The organism is Mesorhizobium sp. M3A.F.Ca.ET.175.01.1.1 (assembly GCF_004791945.1).
Classification (GTDB): Bacteria; Pseudomonadota; Alphaproteobacteria; order Rhizobiales; family Rhizobiaceae; genus Mesorhizobium.
On the sequence record NZ_SRTP01000007.1, the window covers coordinates 166,904 to 185,369 of the forward strand.

An 18,466-nucleotide genomic window follows, 5' to 3' on the forward strand; every position below is an offset into this window, starting at 1 on the left:
ACTTGACGCTGCCGGGCGTCAGATTTGCTTGCCGTGAGAAAATGTCGTGACTGAAATTTTTGATTTTATCATCGTCGGTGCGGGATCGGCCGGTTGTGTGCTGGCAAACCGACTGAGCGCCGATCCGGCAGTCAAGGTGTTGCTGCTGGAAGCCGGGCCAAGGGATTGGAACCCCCTGATCCGCATACCGATTGGCGTTAACTATACCGTGGGCGGTCACCTGGATTGGCGGCTGACGAGCGAGCCGGAGCCAGGCGTCGACTACCGGTGCATAAAGCTTCCGCGTGGCAAGGTGCTAGGTGGGTCGTCGGCGATCAACGGCATGATCTTTGTCCGGGGACATGCGGAGGACTTCAACGACTGGCAGCGGGCGGGCGCCACGGGCTGGGACTGGAACGGTGTATTGCCCTACTTTAAACGCATGGAGACCTGGCAGGGGCCGCCGTCCCAGGATCGTGGTTCATTTGGGCCGATAACGGTCAGCTATGGCAATTACCGCACGCCTTTGTTCGAAGCCTTCCTCGAGGCAGGGCGCCAGATGGGCATGCCGGTGGTCGAGGACTACAACACCGGAAATCATGAGGGCTTCGACTGGGTCCAGTACAACATCGACAAGAAGCGCGGCGTTCGCTGTTCAGCAGCGCAAGGCTACCTGCGACCGATCGGCCACCGCAAGAACCTGACCGTCGTCACGCATGCCCATGTCACCGGTCTCATCCTGCAAGGCCCGCGATGTACTGGGGTGCGCTACGCCATCAAGGGAGTTCAGCACTCGGCCGCGGCCGCTGAGACGATACTGTCTGCCGGTGCCTATATGTCTCCCCATCTTCTGATGCTGGCGGGAATCGGCCCTGCCGAACGTTTGCGCGCTGCCGGCGTTGACCCGATCCTCGATCTCCCAGGCGTCGGCGAGAACCTTCAGGATCACTGCGGCAGCCTTGTGCAGTTCGCTTGCACCAGGCCCTTGACCTACTATTCGTTGAAGCATCCTGTCCGTGGCCTCAAGGCGGCGGCCGAGTACGCTTTCAGACGCTCAGGCCCGATAGCTGTTTTCCCTATGTCGGTTCAGGCTTTCCTGCGCAGCAACCCTGCCGAGGAGCGACCGAACCTGCAGGTTCAATTCTACCCCGTGAGCCGCGACCTGAAATCTCCCAAGGGCGAGATCGCAACCTTCAACGCCTACACGCTTCAGTTTGGCCTGATGCGGCCGAAGTCGCGTGGCAGGCTGCTATTGCAATCAAGCGATGCCTTCGTCCCCCCAAGGATCCAGCACAACCTTCTTACCGATCCGGTGGACATCCAGGCCCTGACCGAAGGCCTTCGGCTGGCGCGCGAAATCAATGCCCAGGAAGCGTTCCGCGATTTCACCGGTGAAGAGCTTGACCCGGGCCTGCACATCCAGTCCGACCGCGACATCCAAGCCTATAATCGTCGCAACCTGTTGAACGAGTATCACCCATCCGGCACCTGCAAGATGGGAACCGACGACATGGCGGTAGTCGAGCCCGGGTTGCGCGTGCGCGGCATAGCAGGCCTGAGGGTAGCCGATGCGTCGGTGATGCCCGTGGTGACATCAGGAAATACCAACGCGCCCACTATGATGATCGGGGAAAAAGCCGCGGCACTGATTCTGGGTGAGAAATAACTGCATGCGATCCACGTCGGACCGGTCACCTGTTGGGGCCTGAGGCCCCTTCATCTCAAAAGGGCATCAAGAAACTGGAATAAAAGGCAAATCGCGGCGCGTAAGGCTGCGGGTGGATACTCGTGTGCCCTGCGTAGGGATAGCAACAGCTGCATACAATGCGAACTCTAAGAGGATTGGGCCCATGCGGGAAATCAGAGACCAGATCGAGGAAATTCAACGAGAGACGGAGGGGCATTCCTTCTCCGCGTTCAGCCACGTTGATGCGCTGAGTCTTGGCAAGACCTTGCTCAGTCTGGCGGAAGACGAAGGGCTGCGCGTGGCGGTCGGCGTCGATCTCGGCGAGCAGGTGATCTTCCGTGCCGCGCTGCCTGGCACCAGCGCTGACTATCAGCATTGGATTGAAAGGAAATTTGCCTCGGTGAGACGCTTCGCCAGAGCTTCGATGCAACTTGAGCTGCAAGCCAGGCTGGAGCCCGACTTCGCCTCTGAGCGCACGCTGGACCCCAGCCGCTACGTGCTTTGCGGGGGCGCGGTGCCGATCTGTGTCGGGACCGTCATGGTGGGTGCCATTGGCTGCGCGGGCCTCGCTTCCATCGATGACCACCGGCTGGTCATTCGTGCCATCGAAACATATCGAAAGGGCATTGACGGCAGATAAACAAGATTGCATACTGCATGCACTATTCTGTCGCCGATGATGAAGGAAGGAATGGAATGTATCCGTTCAAGACAAACCCCGAAGACACGCAATGGATCGAAAAGGCCAGAGCCCTCAAGGAGGTCTTTGCCGAACGAGCAAGGCAGGTCGACGCGGCCGGCGGTTGGCCGCAGGAGAACTGGCAAGACATCATCGACGGCGGCTTCCTGAAGCTTGGTGTGCCGAAGGAATATGGCGGGTATGCCAACGAGGATGCTGGCTTCAGCAATTTGTGCCACGCCGTGGTCGAGATCTTCGCCTCGGCCTGCGGCAGCACCGGCTGGATCATCCAGAACCAATATCACTGCTTTGGACTGGTCGCCGGGCTCGGCAACGAAGAGCAGAAGCGGCGCATCTTAACCGACGTGGCGCAAAACGGAGCCGGCGTGGCGTCGGTCGGTAGCGAGGTCCAGCCGGGCCGCTCGCAGGTGGTACCGCACAAGGATGGCAAGATCTCGTTCGCCTCGGATTTGACGCCCACAGAGGGCGGCTTCCTCGCGAACGGCTTCAAGGGTTTCACCAGCGGTGGCGCGGCGTCGAAATACCTGCTGTTTTGGGCATTGGCCCCCGGGACCGATGACCCCGATGTTGGTGCAAGCGTCTTCGTCATCGAGTTGCCCAACCCCGGGGTCGAGTTCGTCTCCGGTTGGGAAGAGGCCATTGGCATTCGCGCGTCGCTGTCGGGCGGTGCCAAGTTCACCAACGTCTTCATTCCATGGAAGAACGTTCTTGGCGAGCCGGGTGATTTCAACCAAAGCCATCCCTACACCTTCGAGCTTGCATATGCGGCGCATTCGCTTGGTTCGGCGCAAGGCATATACGAGGAAGTGCGCGATGCGGTCGTGGCGCGACCCTTCCTTCAACAAGACGACATCAATATGTACTCGCTCGGCGAGATGGCCTCGGCAATCGCTGCGACGCGTTCGCAACTGTGGTACGCCCAATATCTCTACGACCAGAAGATGTGGGGCGAAGCCGCGCACGCCACCCTCATGGGCCTGCATATGGCCAAGACCACAGTGGGGATGGTTTCAACCAAGGCCTTCGAAATCGTCGGGACGAGGGCGGTGTTCCGGTGGAGCTCCATCCCGCGGCTGATGCGGGATGCACGCGTCGCCACGCTTCATACGCGTGAAAGCATGATCATGAAGACCGTCGCCAAGACGGAATTGTCGCGGGACTATCACCCCAAGGCGAAATATGGTCGTCGGCTTCCCGAAAGCGAGCGCAAGACCTGGGCCGATCTGGGCTTCCGTTTCAACCGGGACGCAGCATGACGGGCAATGCCGCCAAGGCTTATACCTCGCCAACCGCGCTGCCCTTCGACCGGGCGGAATTCCGGCGACGTGTGAGCCGTGTTCTTGCCGAGATGGCTGATCGCGGCGCCGACCTGTTGCTCGTCGATCAGATCGACAGCCTTGCCTACCTGACAGGGTACGCGCACTCCGGCGCCCGCTACCAGGGTGCGCTGATCTCACCGTCGGGCGATGTGACACTACTGATCCGCTCGGCGGATCAGTTCGGGGCCCAACGGCAGGCCCCAGTCGACGCGTTTGTCACCTTCGACGATAACGAGGACGAAATCGCGCTCTTGGCGGGACTGATCCGCGACAGCGGCGTGAAGACGTTGGCCATCGAGACGGACAGCCATTTCCTTACAATCGAGCGATATGAGCGCATCCAGGCGGGAAATCCCGGACTGACATTCGTCGATTTCGGCAAGGTGATTTGGGAACACCGTTTGATCAAGTCGCCGGCTGAGATCGAGGCGTTGCGCCGAGCCTGCGCGATAGCCGACGCGGCGGTCCAGGCCGGAACCGATGCGATCGCCGTAGGCAGATCGGAACGCGAACCTGCCATCGCGACATACCGCAAGGCGATCAGCCTGGGGGCCGACAACGGCCGTGTCGCCGTCTTCGGCTACGGCAGCACAGTCGCCAACATGCACGGCCGACTGGGCGAGCGGATCATGCAGGCTGGCGAGCTCTATTTCATTGAGGCTGTGCCGCAGGTCTATGGCTATTCTGGGCGCATCGCCCGGCCGATGGCGGTTGGACACGTCTCTGATCGTCACCGCGCGATTGCGCAACGTGTCCTCGAGATTCAGGACGAATTCATCGCTGCGATGGTTCCCGGCGCCATTTCGGGCGAGATCGACCGCGTCGCCCGCGAGACCATGCTTCGCGAAGGCCTCAAGAAGAGCTACCCGCAGGTTTCGGCCTACACGCTCGGCTTTCACGCCGTGCCCCGCACGTCCGATCATACCCGCATCTTCATGCCCAACGAGACCTGGGCACTCGAGCCGAACATGGTTTTTCACGTCATCCACTATTCCGAAGGCATGCCCTTCAGCGAGACGGTTCTGGTCACGGAAAAAGGGCCGGTCCGTCTAACTCAGACCGCCAGGGAGATTGCCGTCAGATGAGCCAAGGTGGACAGCGTGTTCTAGTCGTCGGTGGTTCCAGCGGGATGGGGGAGGCTGGCGTGCGCGCTCTTGCCGCCTCCGGCGCGCGCGTCGTCATGGCCGACAGGAAACCCGCGCCTGGCAATCTGGGCGCTGAGCGGGTTCTTACAATCGACATCGGTGACGACGAGCGCATTGCCTCGGCAGTGGCCGAGGCGGGCGAAATCCTCGGCGGTCTCGATGCTGTCTGGAACAATGCCGGTGTTTGCCATGTCGGCACGCTCGAAAGTATGGAATTGGATGCCTTCGATCTCAGCTTCGCGCTGAACGTTCGCGCCAATGCTGTGCTGGCACGCGCCGCGCTTCCGCTGCTGCGTGAGGCCGGAGGCGGCAGCTTGCTTTTCACGGCATCGGCAGCATCGATCATGGTGGCCAAGGGTTCGTTGCCATACATCGTTTCAAAGTCGGCATTGCTGACGATGACCCGGCAACTCGCGCTGGAATATGCCAGCGACAATATCCGGGTGAATGCCCTCTGCCCCGGTTGGGTGGATACGCCCTTCAACGCACCTGCCTGGGAGATGTTTGGCGGGCGGGAATCCTTCCTGCAGAAGGTGCCGGAGCTTGTACCGCTGCACCGGATGGGAACCGTCGAGGAATTCGGCGCCATCGTGCGCTTCATCCTCTCGGCCGACGCACGCTTCATGACCGGCCAGGCAGTCGTGGTCGACGGTGGAGAGTCGCTGATCAAAGGGCCTGCACGCTGATCGGCGGTGGCCCGTCAGACCTACAGGAACAGCCATGAGTGATATCGTAATCACCAACGCCACCGTCCTCGATCCCCGAGAAGCGAAGTTGCGTTCGGGTCAGCAGATCAGGATCGAGGGTCAAAAGATCATCGAGGTCGCCGGATCGGTCGATGAACCAAGTGGCACGGTAAAAATCGATGCTGGCGGCCGCGTGGTGATGCCGGGCCTGATCGACGCGCACGTTCATGCGATGGCCCACGTCAACAACCAGGTCACGCTGGCCAACACCGCGCCCTACCTCGTTGCTGCGCACGCCTCGAAGATCCTTGCTGGTTACCTGCGGCGTGGGTTTACCACCGTGCGGGATTCGGGTGGCGCCGATGCGGCGCTCGCCGAAGCGACGCGACTGAATCTATTTCCCGGTCCACGCCTTTTTGTTCCCGGGTTGGCGCTCGCCGTAACGGGTGGCCTGGGGGATTTCCGTGTCCGCACCGAGCACGAGCAAGGCTGCCCGCATTGTCGCAGCACGCGCAACATCAGCCGTGTCGTGGATGGCGTGGATGCTGTCCGTCGCGCCGTGCGCGAGGAGATCGCGGCAGGCGCTCACCAGATCAAGCTGATGGCCGGTGGAGGCAATTCCGGCAAGTCCTCGATCTATTCGCCGCATTTTTCACTCGAAGAGCAACGGGTCGCCGTACAGGAGGCTGCCGATTTCGGCACCTATGTGATGGCGCACTGCTATGGCGTTGACGTTATCCGCCGCGCGCTCGAGGCTGGCGTGCGTACTATCGAGCACGCCAACCTTATTGACGAGGATACCGCCCGCCTGGTTGCCGAAAAAGACGCGTATGTGGTGCCGACGCTTGCGACCTTTGAGGCCAGCATCTTCTACGCCGACCAACTTGGCACGCCCGCGCACATCGTCGAGCAGGTCAAGATGATGCGGCGCCGCGGCGTCGAAGCGGTTAAGATCTGCCGCGACGCCGGCGTCAAACTAGGATTTGGTACCGACCTGGAAGGCGTCATGCATCATTACCAACTGCATGAGTTCAAGATCCGCTCCGCGGTCGAAACGCCCGCCCAGACCTTGCATTCGGCCACAATCGTCAACGCCGAGATCGTGCGGCACGAGGGCAAGCTCGGAGAACTCATCCCGGGCGCCTTCGCCGATATCCTGATCGTCGACGGCAACCCCCTCGAAGACATTGGCGTCTTCCAGGAGGACGGCAGCGGCATCCGGGTCACGATCAAGGACGGCTACCTCCACAAGCGTGATCTCTGAGCGCGAAATGCCCTCATGAAGGTCGATAGGCAAGAGCCGCATCGCGAACCGCCCAAGGCACATGACGACCACTCGTCCCTCTTCGGCGCCCCTGTTTATTCCCGATGAAGCGAAGCTGTGCCTTCAAAGCGGCCCCGTGATGATTGTCGATCTGGAGGCCATCGGAGCGAATTATCGACTTCTGGCATCCAAAACTCGAGGAACGACGGCTGCCGTTGTGAAGGGCGACGGCTATGGCCACGGCATGCTGAGAAGCGCTCTTACGCTGCAAGAAGCAGGTGCCCGCCTGTTTTTCACCGCCCGTCTGGATGACGCGTTTTTTTTGCGTGATCGCCTCGAACCCGATTGCATCATTTCCGTCCTGGACGGTGCAAACAGTTCGACAATGGCCGAAGCAGTCGCGTCGGAAATCGTGCCGGTGATAAACAGTCATGAACAACTTTCAGCCGCTGTTTCAGTGGCTCACAAGACGATGCGGCCGCCCCGCGTCTTCGTCCATATCGATACAGGCATGAATCGGCTGGGATTTGCGCATGGCCGCATACCCGAAATCGTCAACTCGCTCAATTTGTTGGATGTCCGTGCCTACCTGACGCACTTCGCGGCCGCAGATGAAATGGACATCGCTTTTTGTGAACGACAGGTCGCGGCCATGAGGGCAGCAGTTGGCCCGTTGCCTGCTGCTCCGCTCTCGATCGCCAATTCGTGCGGTATCTTCCTGGACCCCTCGTTTCATGGCGATATCACACGGCCCGGAAAGTCGATGTTCGGCATCAATCCGCTGGCCCGTGGCGACAATCCAATGTCGGAGCCCGCGACAGTCCTGGCCCCCGTCGTCCAGGTCCGACAGCTCCGGCCAGGCGATCCCGTCGGCTATTCATCAACCTGGCATGCGCCGACGGATCGGCGCATTGCCGTGATCGCGTTCGGTTATTCGAATGGCTATAGTCGGGTTGCGTCCAATCGAGGTTCCGTTGCGTTCGACGGCAGGTCGGCTCCTATTGTGGGCCGGGTGTCCATGGACCTGATCGCCGTCGACATCACCGAACTATCTGAGACCACGATAGCCCCGGGGGATGTGGCAGAAATTGTCGGGCCGAGCATATCGTACCGTGAGCTGGCAGCGGCCATGGCGACCAACGAACACGAAGCGCTGATCTCGCTTGGCCGATCGTGCCCGAGGATTTATCTTGGGCACAAGGCGCCGCCAAACAAGGTTGCGGGCACCAGGCGACATCGGCTTTGTTCCTAGCGAACCTGCAGCGCCAAACCTCTGCGAAGTTGCTCGGCATCCTGCGATCGATGCATCGACATTGAGCGCTGGACCGCCCAAGCGATTTCCTTGTAGCTCTCGTTCATTCGAGAGGCGGTATGGCGCATGACCAGTTGCGACATTGTCGCGCAACCGGCTTTCACACTTGTTCGATCAACACGGTCTGACCTGTGGCGGCCGATTGCGCCACCGCCTTTGCCAACTTCACACTCCAAACACCGTCCTCGCCCGTCGAGGAGGGCCGGCCCTTCCCTTGCACAGCGGCCATGAAATCGGAAACACCGCGGTCATAAGTAACCTTGAGTTCAAGAGGTATGTCTTGCTCACCATCGGATGTTCGCAAAACGACGCTGCCGCCGGGGGCCTGTGACATGACGTCGATGCCAAGAATGCTGCCGGCCGAGCCATGGATTTCGACGCCGCGCGGGCCGTGACCGACGACAAAGCTGTCATGGCATTGCACCAAGATGTCGCCTGGGAATTCCCATACCGACATGACGCTATCCTCGATCCCGTTCGCCCCTTCGCCAGATGCACTCGCCAGCGCGGTGATCCTGGTGGGATTGCTGTCCAGATAGAATCGAAGGAGATCTCCATTGTGCACGGTGATGTCGTAAATAACCCCCGCGCCCGCGCTTTTGTCGAAAAGCCTCCAAGTCTTTAGGCTCTGGGGTAACGCTCCTGCGTGGAAGATACGAATGGAGTTGATTTTTCCTATAGCTCCCTCGCGCAGAAGCCGCTTTATCGCTCGGTGGCTCTCCATGTTGCGCAGATGATGGTTCGTAGCGAGTACGACGCCTTTGCGTTCAGCTGCCTCAACGATCGATTGCGCGTCTTTCGGCTCCAAAGCGAGCGGTTTTTCACAAAGCACGTGCTTGCCGGCTTCGATGGCGGCCAGCGCCTGCGACAGGTGCTGATCGTTTTTGGTGCTGATGTAGACCGCGTCGATTTCTCGATCGCTTAACATCGGCACAATCGAGTCATAGGCGTCAGGAATACCCATCTGGGCCGAGAATGCTTGGGCGCGACTCAACTCGCTGCTGACGATAGCTTTAACCCTGCCCAGCGGATGCTTGCGTATGGAATTGACCATCCACTCGCGTGCGATGGTGCTGGCGCCGATCACGCCCCAAGAGACCACTTTCTCGTTCATTGCGATGTACTCCTTCACTCCCGCAGAGCTGCGGGACCCTCGTTTGCCCGATAATTTGTCCGACCGGATTATTATTTGTCAACGTGCCGCCGAATGGTAAAGGTCGGGCAAATGCAATAATTTCCCGATTTTTCTGTGATTTGATGCGGACTTAGCTCCATTCTGTACGTGTATTGAATGCCTGTCTGACCTCCGGCTTAGGTGGCCTCTCCGATTTCGGATTGACATATATGTAATAAAAGCTAACGATAAGTCAGACATCTGAAGCCGGTGGCCTGAGACGGCAACTCTGAACACAGGGCGGCAGTGTCGGCGTCGGGAAAGGCGGCGCGCGTGTTGTCAAGAAGAGGCGAAAGAGACGCCCAAAAACCGCAACCAACATCCTTGTATCGCAACCGTAGTTTCACCAAGGGGAATGAGAAATGCTTAATCGGAATCTGGTTCTTGCGACGGCCTTGTTGCTGTCCGGTTCGACATCGATGGCGCTGGCGGGCGGTCCGAACGTGGAGGTTATGCACTACTGGACCAGTGGCAGCGAGGCAGCCGGACTGAATGTGCTCAAGAAACTTCTGGAGGAGCGTGGCGTCACCTGGAGCGACTCGCCGGTGGCCGGTGGCACCGGGATGAACATGGTGCAGGTGCTGCGCGCCCGCATCGCATCCGATACCGCGCCGGCCGCAGCGCAGATGCACGCTCAGCAGGTCCAGGCCTGGGCATCCGAGGGTGTGCTAACCGACCTGACGGACCTCGCCAAGAAGGACGACTGGGCCAAGGTGATTGCTCCGGAACTTGTTCCGCTGATTTCTCATGACGGTTCCTATGTCGCGGTTCCGGTGAACGTGCACCGTTCGAACTGGCTCTGGTACAACAAGAAAGTCTTCGATTCAGCCGGCCTGCAGCCGCCGACAACCTGGGACGAATTCAACGAAGTTTCCGAAAAGCTTCTCGCCAAAGGCGTGACGCCGCTGGCCCTGGGAGGTCAGCCCTGGCAGGAGTTGGATCTCTTCGAGAATGCTGTTCTTGGCATCGGCGGCGCCGACTTCTATCGCAAGGCTGTCATCGATGAGGACGAAGCCGCGCTTCGCAGCGACACGATGGTCAAGGTTTTCGACCAGCTGCGTAAGATGAACAAATATATCGATTCCAATTATCCAGGCCGCGACTGGAACCTTGCGACCCAGATGGTGATCAAGGGTGAAGCTGGAATGCAGATCATGGGAGACTGGGCGAAAGGCGAGCTGTCGCTTGCCAACCTGCAGCCCAACGTCGACTACGGCTGTGTGCCCGCCCCGGGGACCAAGGGAAGTTACGTCTGGCTGACCGACAATTTCGGCTTCTTCAAGACCAAGGACAGGGACAAACAGGCCGGCCAGCTCGCCATGGCGTCGGCGATACTGGACAAAGATTTCCAGGAGGCCTTCAACATCAAGAAGGGCTCGATCCCTTCGCGGATCGACGTTTCCATGGACAAGTTCGATTTCTGCGGCAAGGCCGCCTTTGCGGATCGGGCCGAAGCCCAAAAGAGCCAGAAATCGCTGCCGTCGCTCGCACACAATGCCGCGGCCGGCGCAACGAAAACGGGCGTCTTCACCGACGTGGTCTCAACTTTCTTCGAGACGCCCAGCGTGACCTCGCAACAGGCCATCGACCAACTCGTAACCGGCCTTAAATCCGCGCAGTAGCGGACCAGATCGAGGTCAGGCGACGATCGCGGCCGCCTCAACCAAGCTGCGATCGTCGGCCTTCGCGAGACGAAAGGATTCCTGGTGTCAACGACTTTCCCGGTCCAGCAAACCGCGAAGCGCGGGCAATGGCGTGAGGGCTCCGGCGCCAAGCTCTGGCTTGCCCGCAACGCATCCCAACTGGCGTTGGCTCCATCGGTCGCTATCATCCTTCTGGCGGTCTACGGCTTCATGGTGTGGACAGGGGTGGTGTCGTTCACAGCATCCAAGATGCTGCCATCCTATGAATTTGTCGGCTTCGACCAATACTGGCGCCTCTGGAGCAATCCGATATGGCGGATCGCGGTCGACAATATTTTCATTTTCGCGATCCTGTTTATCGCGATCGCGTCGATCATCGGAATGGCGCTGGCGATCCTGGTCGATCAGAAGATCCGCGCCGAGGGCCTCTTCCGAACGATATATCTCTACCCGATGGCGCTGTCGTTCATCGTGACAGGAACCGCCTGGAAGTGGATCCTCAATCCGGGCCTCGGCATTGAGCGAATGGTGCGGCTATGGGGCTGGGACAGCTTCCGGTTCGACTGGTTGGTGGACCCTCGGTTTGCAATCTACACGCTCGTCATTGCAGGGGTCTGGCAGTCATCCGGATTCGTTATGGCGCTGTTCCTGGCGGCGCTCCGAGGAATTGACGAAGATATCACCAAGGCCGCGAGGCTTGATGGGGCCGGCAGCTTTCAAATCTACCGGCGCATCATCATCCCGCAACTCGGGCCAGCCTTCTTGACTGTGTTCGTCATCCTGACGCAGCAGGCAGTGAAAAGCTTCGACTTGGTGGTGGCGCTGACCGCCGGCGGCCCTGGAAACAGCACACATCTTCCTGCGACGTTCATGTACATGCAGACATTTGGTCGAGACCAGATGGCAGTGGGCGCCGCCAGCGCAATGATGATTTTCATGACAGTTACCGCGGTCGTGGCACCATACCTTTATTCCGACGTGAGGAAACAACGCGATGACGCATGACAGCATCGTTCTCGAAAGGGGAGGGCGCTATCATCTCAGGCGCGTATTCATCTATTGCTGCCTGATGTTCATCGCGGCTGTCTATCTGCTGCCGCTCGTTGTCGTGGTATTTACGTCTCTCAAGAACATCGACGAGATACGCAACGGCTCCTTGCTTTCGCTGCCGAAGGCGCCGACCCTGGAGGCCTGGCAGGAAGCCTGGTCCGCCGCCTGCATTGGCCTTCAATGTTCAGGTTTGAAGGGCTTCTTTCTCAATTCAATGATCCTGATCGTCCCCGCTGTCGGGTTGTCAACCGCTATCGGAGCCATAAACGGTTTTGCGCTCACGCATTGGAGGTTTCGCGGGTCCAACGTTATATTCGCCTTGCTCCTTTTTGGCGTATTCATCCCATTTCAGATCATCCTCATTCCAATGGCTCGTTCGCTCGGCGCGGTTGGCCTGGCGAACACTATGCCCGGTCTCATATTGGTTCACGTGGTATATGGGATCCCTTTCACAACGCTTTTCTTCAGGAATTATTTCGTCTCTTTGCCTTCGGAATTGGTCAAGGCCGCAAAGGTAGATGGCGCGGGTTTTTATCAAACCTTCTTTAGGGTCATCCTGCCCATTTCAATCCCTTGTATCGTCGTTGCGGTGATCTGGCAGTTCACCAATATCTGGAATGACTTCCTTTTTGGCACGACATTTACATCCGGCGACAACGTGCCGGTCACCGTAGCTCTGAACAATATTGTCAATACGACCACCGGTGTGAAGCGCTACAACGTCGACATGGCGGCAGTCGTGCTGACCGCGCTGCCGACGATTGCCATCTACGTTCTCGCTGGGAAGTACTTCCTTCGCGGCCTAATGGCCGGTTCCGTGAAGGGATAGGGAGACCCGGCAAGTTTTTGGGTTCCTGGCTCCTGGCGCGTCAGTAACGGCGCCCAGGCGGCTCAATAGTTCTGCGCGCCAGACGGATGACCGACACATGGACGCTCCTACCACTTTGCAATTGCCATTTGGCTTCGCACTCGAGGCGCATTGGGAATATCACGCCTGGCTGATGTTCACGATCTGGATCGTTCTGGTGCCCGGCATTGTTCTCCTCACCCGGTACGGCAAGCCGCCGCCCTCTCGCGAAGGCATACCGAAGGGAAGCCCTAGACTTGGTCGCAAGCTCTATTGGTTTACCGTTCATCGCCTGGGACTTTCCTTGCTTGCCTTCAGCAGCCTTTGCGGAGGGTCGATCGCCTTGCTGGTGAACGGAGGCTTGAGTGCCACGATCCACGCAGTATTTGGCATTGCAACCGTAGTCCTCGGCATTCTCCAGCTTGTGAGCGCGCGCCTTCGCGGGACCCATGGCGGCCCCGATGCATTCACCCAGAGCGCCACGAACGCCACCGTCGGTCGGGGCGACCATTATGACATGAGCCCGCAACGCCGATGGTTCGAGGCCTACCATAAGATTGTCGGGTACTTCACCGTGGCCCTGGCGCTGGGCGCGGTCGTGACCGGCCTGTCTCAGTACTGGACCTCGAGCCTAGCTATCGGCCTCGGCCTCGCCCTTAGCATATGGGTGGTGACTATGATCGTCCTGGAGGCCAGGGGATTCCACCACGACACATATCTCTCGAACTTCGGCACCGGAGCTCGTCACCCGTTCAACAAGCTTCGGATCGATCAGATGAATGGTGACTAAGACCAGGGACCGCTGTGGGAGCATCGGCCGTTGGCTCTCGCCACAGTCAGAAAGGCGGCGGGCTGCGGAGGGAGGATCGCAGCCCGACAACCCGGCCTCGGGAGGAAGAGGCCGGTCTAGCGTCCTGCCTTCTTGCGCCAGACGTCATATTTTTCTTGGTTTTCCGGTTTGGTGCAGGGGTAGAGCCCGATGATCGACGCGCCACCACGGACCTCCTCCAGGACGAAATCCTCGAAGCTTTCCATCCCGGTGCATTCCTCTGCAATCTCGTCGGCGAGGTGAGCCGGGACCACCATCACGCCGTCCTTGTCCCCGACGAGGATATCGCCAGGGAAGATCGGCGCATCCCCGCACGAAATGGGCACGTTGATGTCCAGTGCTTCATGATGTGTCAGGTTGGTTGGCGCGGACGGCCTGGCGTAGTAGGCGGGCATGTCCAGCGCGCCTATGCCTTCAGCATCGCGGAAGCCGCCATCCGAGACCACGCCCGCCGCGCCGCGCAACGCCAGCCTCGTGATCAAAATAGAACCCGCGGTCGCAGCCCTGGCGTCCTTGCGCGCGTCCATCACGAGGACATGGCCGGGTGGGCAAGTCTCCATCGCCACGCGCTGCGGATGTTCCGGATTCCGAAAAACGGTGATCGGATTGCGATCTTCGCGCGCGGGAATGTAGCGCAGTGTGAATGCCGGGCCGACCATGTTGTCCTGTTTGGGCGCAACTGGAACGACGCCCTGAATGAACTGGTTGCGGAGCCCTCGCTTGTAGAGCGCCGTGGCGATCGACGCTGTGGATATCTTCTTCAGCTTCGCTCGCGTTTCGTCAGATAAGTTATGTTCGCTCATGCTTTCCTCGGGTTCACTGGGTTAGACCGTTTTGGCGATCGGCGGCGACGCTGCCGGCATCGCGCTCGGCGGCGGGGCCATAGCCGCCCCCACCGGGCGTTTCGACGACAAGCCTGTCGCCCGCGGGTACCAACTGCTTGCCTTTGCCCTTGAGGGATCTGCCAGACTTCAGCGCGACTTTCCCCGGAGCACCGTCTTCGCCGCCGAAGCGGCCGCGTGCGGGGTTCTCGATGCGGTCGAGGGCTGCGTAGATGTAGAACGGATGGTCTTCGCGATGACCGATCTCGATGCTTTGACCGAGACCGCCACGAAATTTGCCAGCTCCGCCCGAACCGGCACGCAATTCCTTGCGCCAGAAAATGAGTGGGGTCAGGGTCTCGAGGATCTCGACAGGAACACCAGAAACCCCCGACGGGAAGGCCGTCGCATTTAGCCCATCAAGCCGCGAGCGGGCTCCGGTGCCGCCGGTCTGAACCGACAGCGCCGAGAAGCGTCGCGTCCCTGCGATGCCTTGGGTGAGGCACGCGTCATGCGCGTCTTCAAGGATAAGATTCCACAGAGCTGACGCACCCTCGGCCAAAACGTGCGCGGGAACCAATTGCGCAAGACAGCCATAGACCACGTCGGGAAGCATCTGGCCGATGACGTGTCGCGACGATACCGGCGCAGGGCGCTGGGCGTTGACGATCGTCGCTTCGGGAGCCGTGACGGTCACGACGGAAAGCGAGCCCGAATTGTTCGGCACCTCAGGGAAGAGCGCGCAGGCGACGGCATAGGTCGAATAGGCCTGGGCATAGCTGATCGGCACGTTAATGCCGCGCGCTGAAAGTCCCGATGTGCCAGTAAAATCCACTGTGATGTGGTCTTCGGCAATCCGGGTCGTTGCCTTCAAGGTGACCGGCCGGTCATAACCGTCGATCACCATCTCGGCCTCGGCAGTGCCTTTCGGAATTGCGGCGATCGCCTTCAGGGCTGCGTCGCGTGAGCGCCTGACAATCTGGTCGCAGAGCGCAGTCAAATCGGTAAGATGAAACTCCTCCAGCATGTCCGCCAGCCGGCTTACTCCGATCTGATTGCAGGCAGCGAGGGACATCAGATCGCCTTCGAGTTCAGCCGGGTAACGCGAATTCGAGCGCGCGAGGGTTATCAGGGTCTGATCGATCTCGCCCGCGGTGATCATCGCAAGCGGGGGGACGTAAAAACCCTCCTCGAAGACATCGCGGCCGTCCGGGCCGAAGCCGATGCCTCCGACGTCCATGAAATGACAAGTCGATGCAAAAAGCCCAACCAGATGGCCTCTATGGAAGGCGGGCGTCACCGCGACGAAGTCATGCAGATGGCCCGTCCCCATCCAAGGGTCGTTTGTGACATAGACGTCACCCTCGCGCATCGTGCCTGTGGGATAGCGGCTCAGGAAGTGCAGCACCGAGGCGGCCATCGTATTGACATGCCCGGGCGTGCCTGTAACCGCCTGCGCGATCATGCGGCCGTCGGGGTGGAAGTAGCCGGCAGAAAGATCGCCCGATTCGCGGACGATCGGGCTGAACGCCGTGCGTCGCAACGCCTGGGCCTGTTCCTCGACGACGGCAATAAGGCGGTTCCACATGATCTGGAACTCGATCTCGCCGATCTGCTGGATTTCAGGGCTGACGGTCATTTGTCGCTCCCTTGCGATCGGACTGTCGGGCCGCTTGTGCGGCAAGATTGGTCAGGACCAGATGGCCGAATGTATTGCATTCGACACAAAAGTCCCTCGGAACGACTGTGTTGGTCTCCCGTTCGGTAATGACGAGCGGCCCAGTAAGGACGATGCCCGGGCCAAGCTCGGAGCGCTCATAGACAGGAGCGTGGACGGTGCTGCCATCGATTTCCGTGAAGGGGGTCTCGCCCGACGGTTCGATCTTCCGACAGCAGCCACTTGAGAGGTCATCTGCGGCGAGCACAGGTTGTTCGGCAGATGCGGTTACCGCCCATGTGAGAACCTCAATCTCGTGATTGGGCAGGAAGCGACCGAAGACCTCTTTGTATCGCCGATCGAATGCCTCCTTGAAAGCCGCGCCGTCGATCCTACCATCTGCCGCGAATGGCAGATCGATCTCGAGCTCGTGGCCCTGCCCGACATAGCGCAGGAACGCTGAGACATGCGCCTTGACGGGTTGGCCCCCAGCTGCCGGAGCAACTACGGCGCTGGCTTCCTGCTTCATCTGCGCGATGAGGTCGGCAGTGGCGGCATTATTGACGCGGTCCAGTCGGCTATGGCGGCTCCGCACGACCTCATAGGCCAAAGGCGCCTCCAGAAATCCGATGGCAGATCCGACGCCGGCGCCCTTGGGCACGATCACATTGACCAAGGACAATTTTCTTGCCAGTTGCGCTGCGTGCATCGGAGCGGCGCCGCCGAAGGCGATCATTGCACAGCGCCGCAGGTCCTTGCCGTGCTCGGCGGCATGGACGCGGCTGGCGTTTGACATGTTCTCCTCGACGATCGCGGTGACCGCGGCGGCGGCCTGGACGGGCGTCAACCGCAACTTATCCCCTACCTCGCTGGACAGCGCTTGCTCTGCCAGGTCGCGCCGCAAGACCATACGACCGTCCGCGAATTTTCGGGTATCGATCCGTCCCAAGACGAAATCACCGTCGGTGACAGTCGGCCGACGGCCGCCGATTCCGTAACAAGCCGGCCCCGGCTCCGAAGATGCACTCTCAGGACCAACCGTGAGACGCCCCATGCTGTCGACCTGGGCGATCGAGCCGCCCCCTGCGCCGATCTCGACCATTTCGATCACGGGTATCCGGACCGGCAGGCCCGAACCCTTGAGGAACCGCTCGGTCCGATCCACCTCGAAGCTGCGCGATTTCAGCGGCTGACCATGGTCGATCAGACAGATCTTGGCAGTCGTCCCCCCCATGTCGAATGAGACGATGGCGTCAAGATCGCATTCCTTTGCGATCTTGGCTGCAAGGATTGCTCCACCGGCGGGGCCGGATTCGACCAAGCGGATCGGGTAATCGGCGGCCTGGTCGACGGTCGTGAGCCCGCCGCCCGAGGTCATAAGCAGGATCGGCGCGTTAAGCCCCTTTTGCGCCAACTCAGCTTTGAGCCGGCCAAGATAACCGGCCATAATTGGACGGATATAGGCATTGGCAACTGTGGTCGAGGTGCGCTCGTACTCACGAATCTCGGGGCACGTCTCGGACGAGATACAAAAATAGACGCCGGGCAGCATAGCCGACAGAATTTCCCGCACGCGCAGCTCATGCGAGGGATTCGCATAGGCATGGATCAACGAGACGGCGATCGATTGAACGCCTTGCTCCTTCAACGAACGCGCAAGTGCGGCGACATGTGTGTCATCGAGCTCGAGCAGGACGCTTCCATCGGAGGCGACCCGCTCTGGAATGGTGAAGCGCAAGCCGCGGCCGACCAACGGCTGTGGCTTCTTGATGAAGATGTCGTACTGGTCATGCCGGCTTTCCGAGCCAATTTCGATGGTGTCGCGGAAGCCTTGCGTGGTGATCAGTGCTGTCTTGGCACCACGGCGTTCGATGATTGCGTTCGTTGCCAATGTGGTGCCGTGGAGGAAGACGTCAAGGTCATCGAATCCAAGCCCCTGCGTTTCCAGCAGGCCCTGCACGCCATCGATAACGGCGCGTTCGGGCGCCTGATGGGTCGTCAGGATTTTGGTCGAGGCGCGGACGCCGCCGATTTCGATGACGATATCGGTGAAAGTGCCGCCGATGTCGGCAGACGCTCTGTTGACGCGGGAAACCATCACCACTCCATTATCGGCAGGAAGTTTTCATATTTGTAATTTTTTCGATTAGTTGTCAATCAATGTTGCGTGCAGACTGACGGCCGGCCTCTTTGGCCGTGTTCGATCGGGCCAGCGCATAGCGATTTGGCTGCCGATGCAGCAAGTGCGAGCCCGTGAAATGTGCGGCCAACCATTTACAGTCAGCTAATTTTTAGAATATGTGACCAGCGAAAGGTGGTTGACAAATATGTAATTTTGCTGCCCGCTTTGCGC

The 18,466-nt window shown here is 59.8% G+C and carries 15 protein-coding genes; 11 read left to right on the forward strand and 4 right to left on the reverse strand.

The annotated features are described in order from the left end of the window. Nucleotides 1-46 precede the first annotated feature (46 nt). From EN818_RS18165 to alr, 7 genes are all read left to right on the forward strand, one after another. Nucleotides 47-1,645 carry a GMC family oxidoreductase N-terminal domain-containing protein gene (locus EN818_RS18165; RefSeq protein WP_135904877.1) on the forward strand — a complete coding sequence of 533 codons (1,599 nt, stop codon included), beginning with the start codon at nt 47-49 and terminating at the stop codon, nt 1,643-1,645. Between the two features lie 184 nt (nt 1,646-1,829). After that, nucleotides 1,830-2,306 carry a heme-binding protein gene (locus EN818_RS18170; RefSeq protein ID WP_135904875.1) on the forward strand — a complete coding sequence of 159 codons (477 nt, stop codon included), beginning with the start codon at nt 1,830-1,832 and terminating at the stop codon, nt 2,304-2,306. A 56-nt stretch (nt 2,307-2,362) separates the two neighbouring features. Then, the gene (locus tag EN818_RS18175) at nt 2,363-3,622 is read left to right on the forward strand and encodes an acyl-CoA dehydrogenase family protein (protein WP_189523801.1); all 1,260 of its coding nucleotides are present in this window, start codon (nt 2,363-2,365) and stop codon (nt 3,620-3,622) included. Beyond that, on the forward strand, nt 3,619-4,770 hold the full coding sequence (locus tag EN818_RS18180; protein ID WP_135904871.1) for a Xaa-Pro peptidase family protein: 1,152 nt from the start codon (nt 3,619-3,621) through the stop codon (nt 4,768-4,770). The genes EN818_RS18175 and EN818_RS18180 overlap by 4 nt, the downstream gene beginning before the upstream one ends. A 44-nt stretch (nt 4,771-4,814) precedes the next feature. Next, nucleotides 4,815-5,516 (forward strand): SDR family oxidoreductase, encoded by a 702-nt coding sequence (locus EN818_RS18185; protein ID WP_245518839.1) that lies wholly within the window; start codon nt 4,815-4,817, stop codon nt 5,514-5,516. Between the two features lie 34 nt (nt 5,517-5,550). Next, the gene (locus EN818_RS18190) at nt 5,551-6,780 is read left to right on the forward strand and encodes an amidohydrolase family protein (protein ID WP_135904867.1); all 1,230 of its coding nucleotides are present in this window, start codon (nt 5,551-5,553) and stop codon (nt 6,778-6,780) included. 61 nt (nt 6,781-6,841) lie between these two features. Next, complete coding sequence (gene alr, locus EN818_RS18195; RefSeq protein WP_135904865.1) at nt 6,842-8,032, forward strand: alanine racemase; 1,191 nt, start codon at nt 6,842-6,844, stop codon at nt 8,030-8,032. Nucleotides 8,033-8,192: 160 nt separating this feature from the next. On the opposite strand, the gene EN818_RS18200 is transcribed toward alr, so the two are convergent. Then, a complete protein-coding gene (locus EN818_RS18200) occupies nt 8,193-9,206 on the reverse strand; it encodes a Gfo/Idh/MocA family oxidoreductase (protein ID WP_135904863.1) in 1,014 nt (337 codons plus the stop codon). Between the two features lie 422 nt (nt 9,207-9,628). Between EN818_RS18200 and EN818_RS18205 the strand changes: the two genes are divergently transcribed. The 4 genes from EN818_RS18205 (at nt 9,629) to EN818_RS18220 (ending at nt 13,596) form a co-directional block, all read left to right on the forward strand. Then, nucleotides 9,629-10,888 carry an ABC transporter substrate-binding protein gene (locus EN818_RS18205; protein ID WP_135904861.1) on the forward strand — a complete coding sequence of 420 codons (1,260 nt, stop codon included), beginning with the start codon at nt 9,629-9,631 and terminating at the stop codon, nt 10,886-10,888. Nucleotides 10,889-11,068: 180 nt separating this feature from the next. Then, nucleotides 11,069-11,914: a sugar ABC transporter permease gene (locus EN818_RS18210; RefSeq protein WP_245499246.1), complete on the forward strand. Its 846-nt coding sequence runs from the start codon at nt 11,069-11,071 to the stop codon at nt 11,912-11,914. Beyond that, a complete protein-coding gene (locus EN818_RS18215) occupies nt 11,904-12,788 on the forward strand; it encodes a carbohydrate ABC transporter permease (RefSeq protein ID WP_128371786.1) in 885 nt (294 codons plus the stop codon). Before EN818_RS18210 ends, EN818_RS18215 begins: the two co-directional genes overlap by 11 nt. A gap of 97 nt (nt 12,789-12,885) precedes the next feature. After that, nucleotides 12,886-13,596, forward strand: a complete 711-nt coding sequence (locus EN818_RS18220; protein ID WP_135904859.1) for a cytochrome b561 domain-containing protein — start codon at nt 12,886-12,888, stop codon at nt 13,594-13,596. A 116-nt stretch (nt 13,597-13,712) separates the two neighbouring features. Here the strand turns inward: EN818_RS18220 and EN818_RS18225 are convergent, their stop codons facing one another. From EN818_RS18225 to EN818_RS18235, 3 genes are read right to left on the reverse strand one after another with little or no spacing between them, the layout of a single operon-like run. Then, nucleotides 13,713-14,438 (reverse strand): ribonuclease activity regulator RraA, encoded by a 726-nt coding sequence (locus tag EN818_RS18225; RefSeq protein WP_128314664.1) that lies wholly within the window; start codon nt 14,436-14,438, stop codon nt 13,713-13,715. Between the two features lie 13 nt (nt 14,439-14,451). Next, the gene (locus tag EN818_RS18230) at nt 14,452-16,095 is read right to left on the reverse strand and encodes a hydantoinase B/oxoprolinase family protein (RefSeq protein WP_135904857.1); all 1,644 of its coding nucleotides are present in this window, start codon (nt 16,093-16,095) and stop codon (nt 14,452-14,454) included. Beyond that, nucleotides 16,079-18,211 (reverse strand): hydantoinase/oxoprolinase family protein, encoded by a 2,133-nt coding sequence (locus EN818_RS18235; RefSeq protein WP_135904854.1) that lies wholly within the window; start codon nt 18,209-18,211, stop codon nt 16,079-16,081. Before EN818_RS18235 ends, EN818_RS18230 begins: the two co-directional genes overlap by 17 nt. Nucleotides 18,212-18,466: the final 255 nt, after the last annotated feature.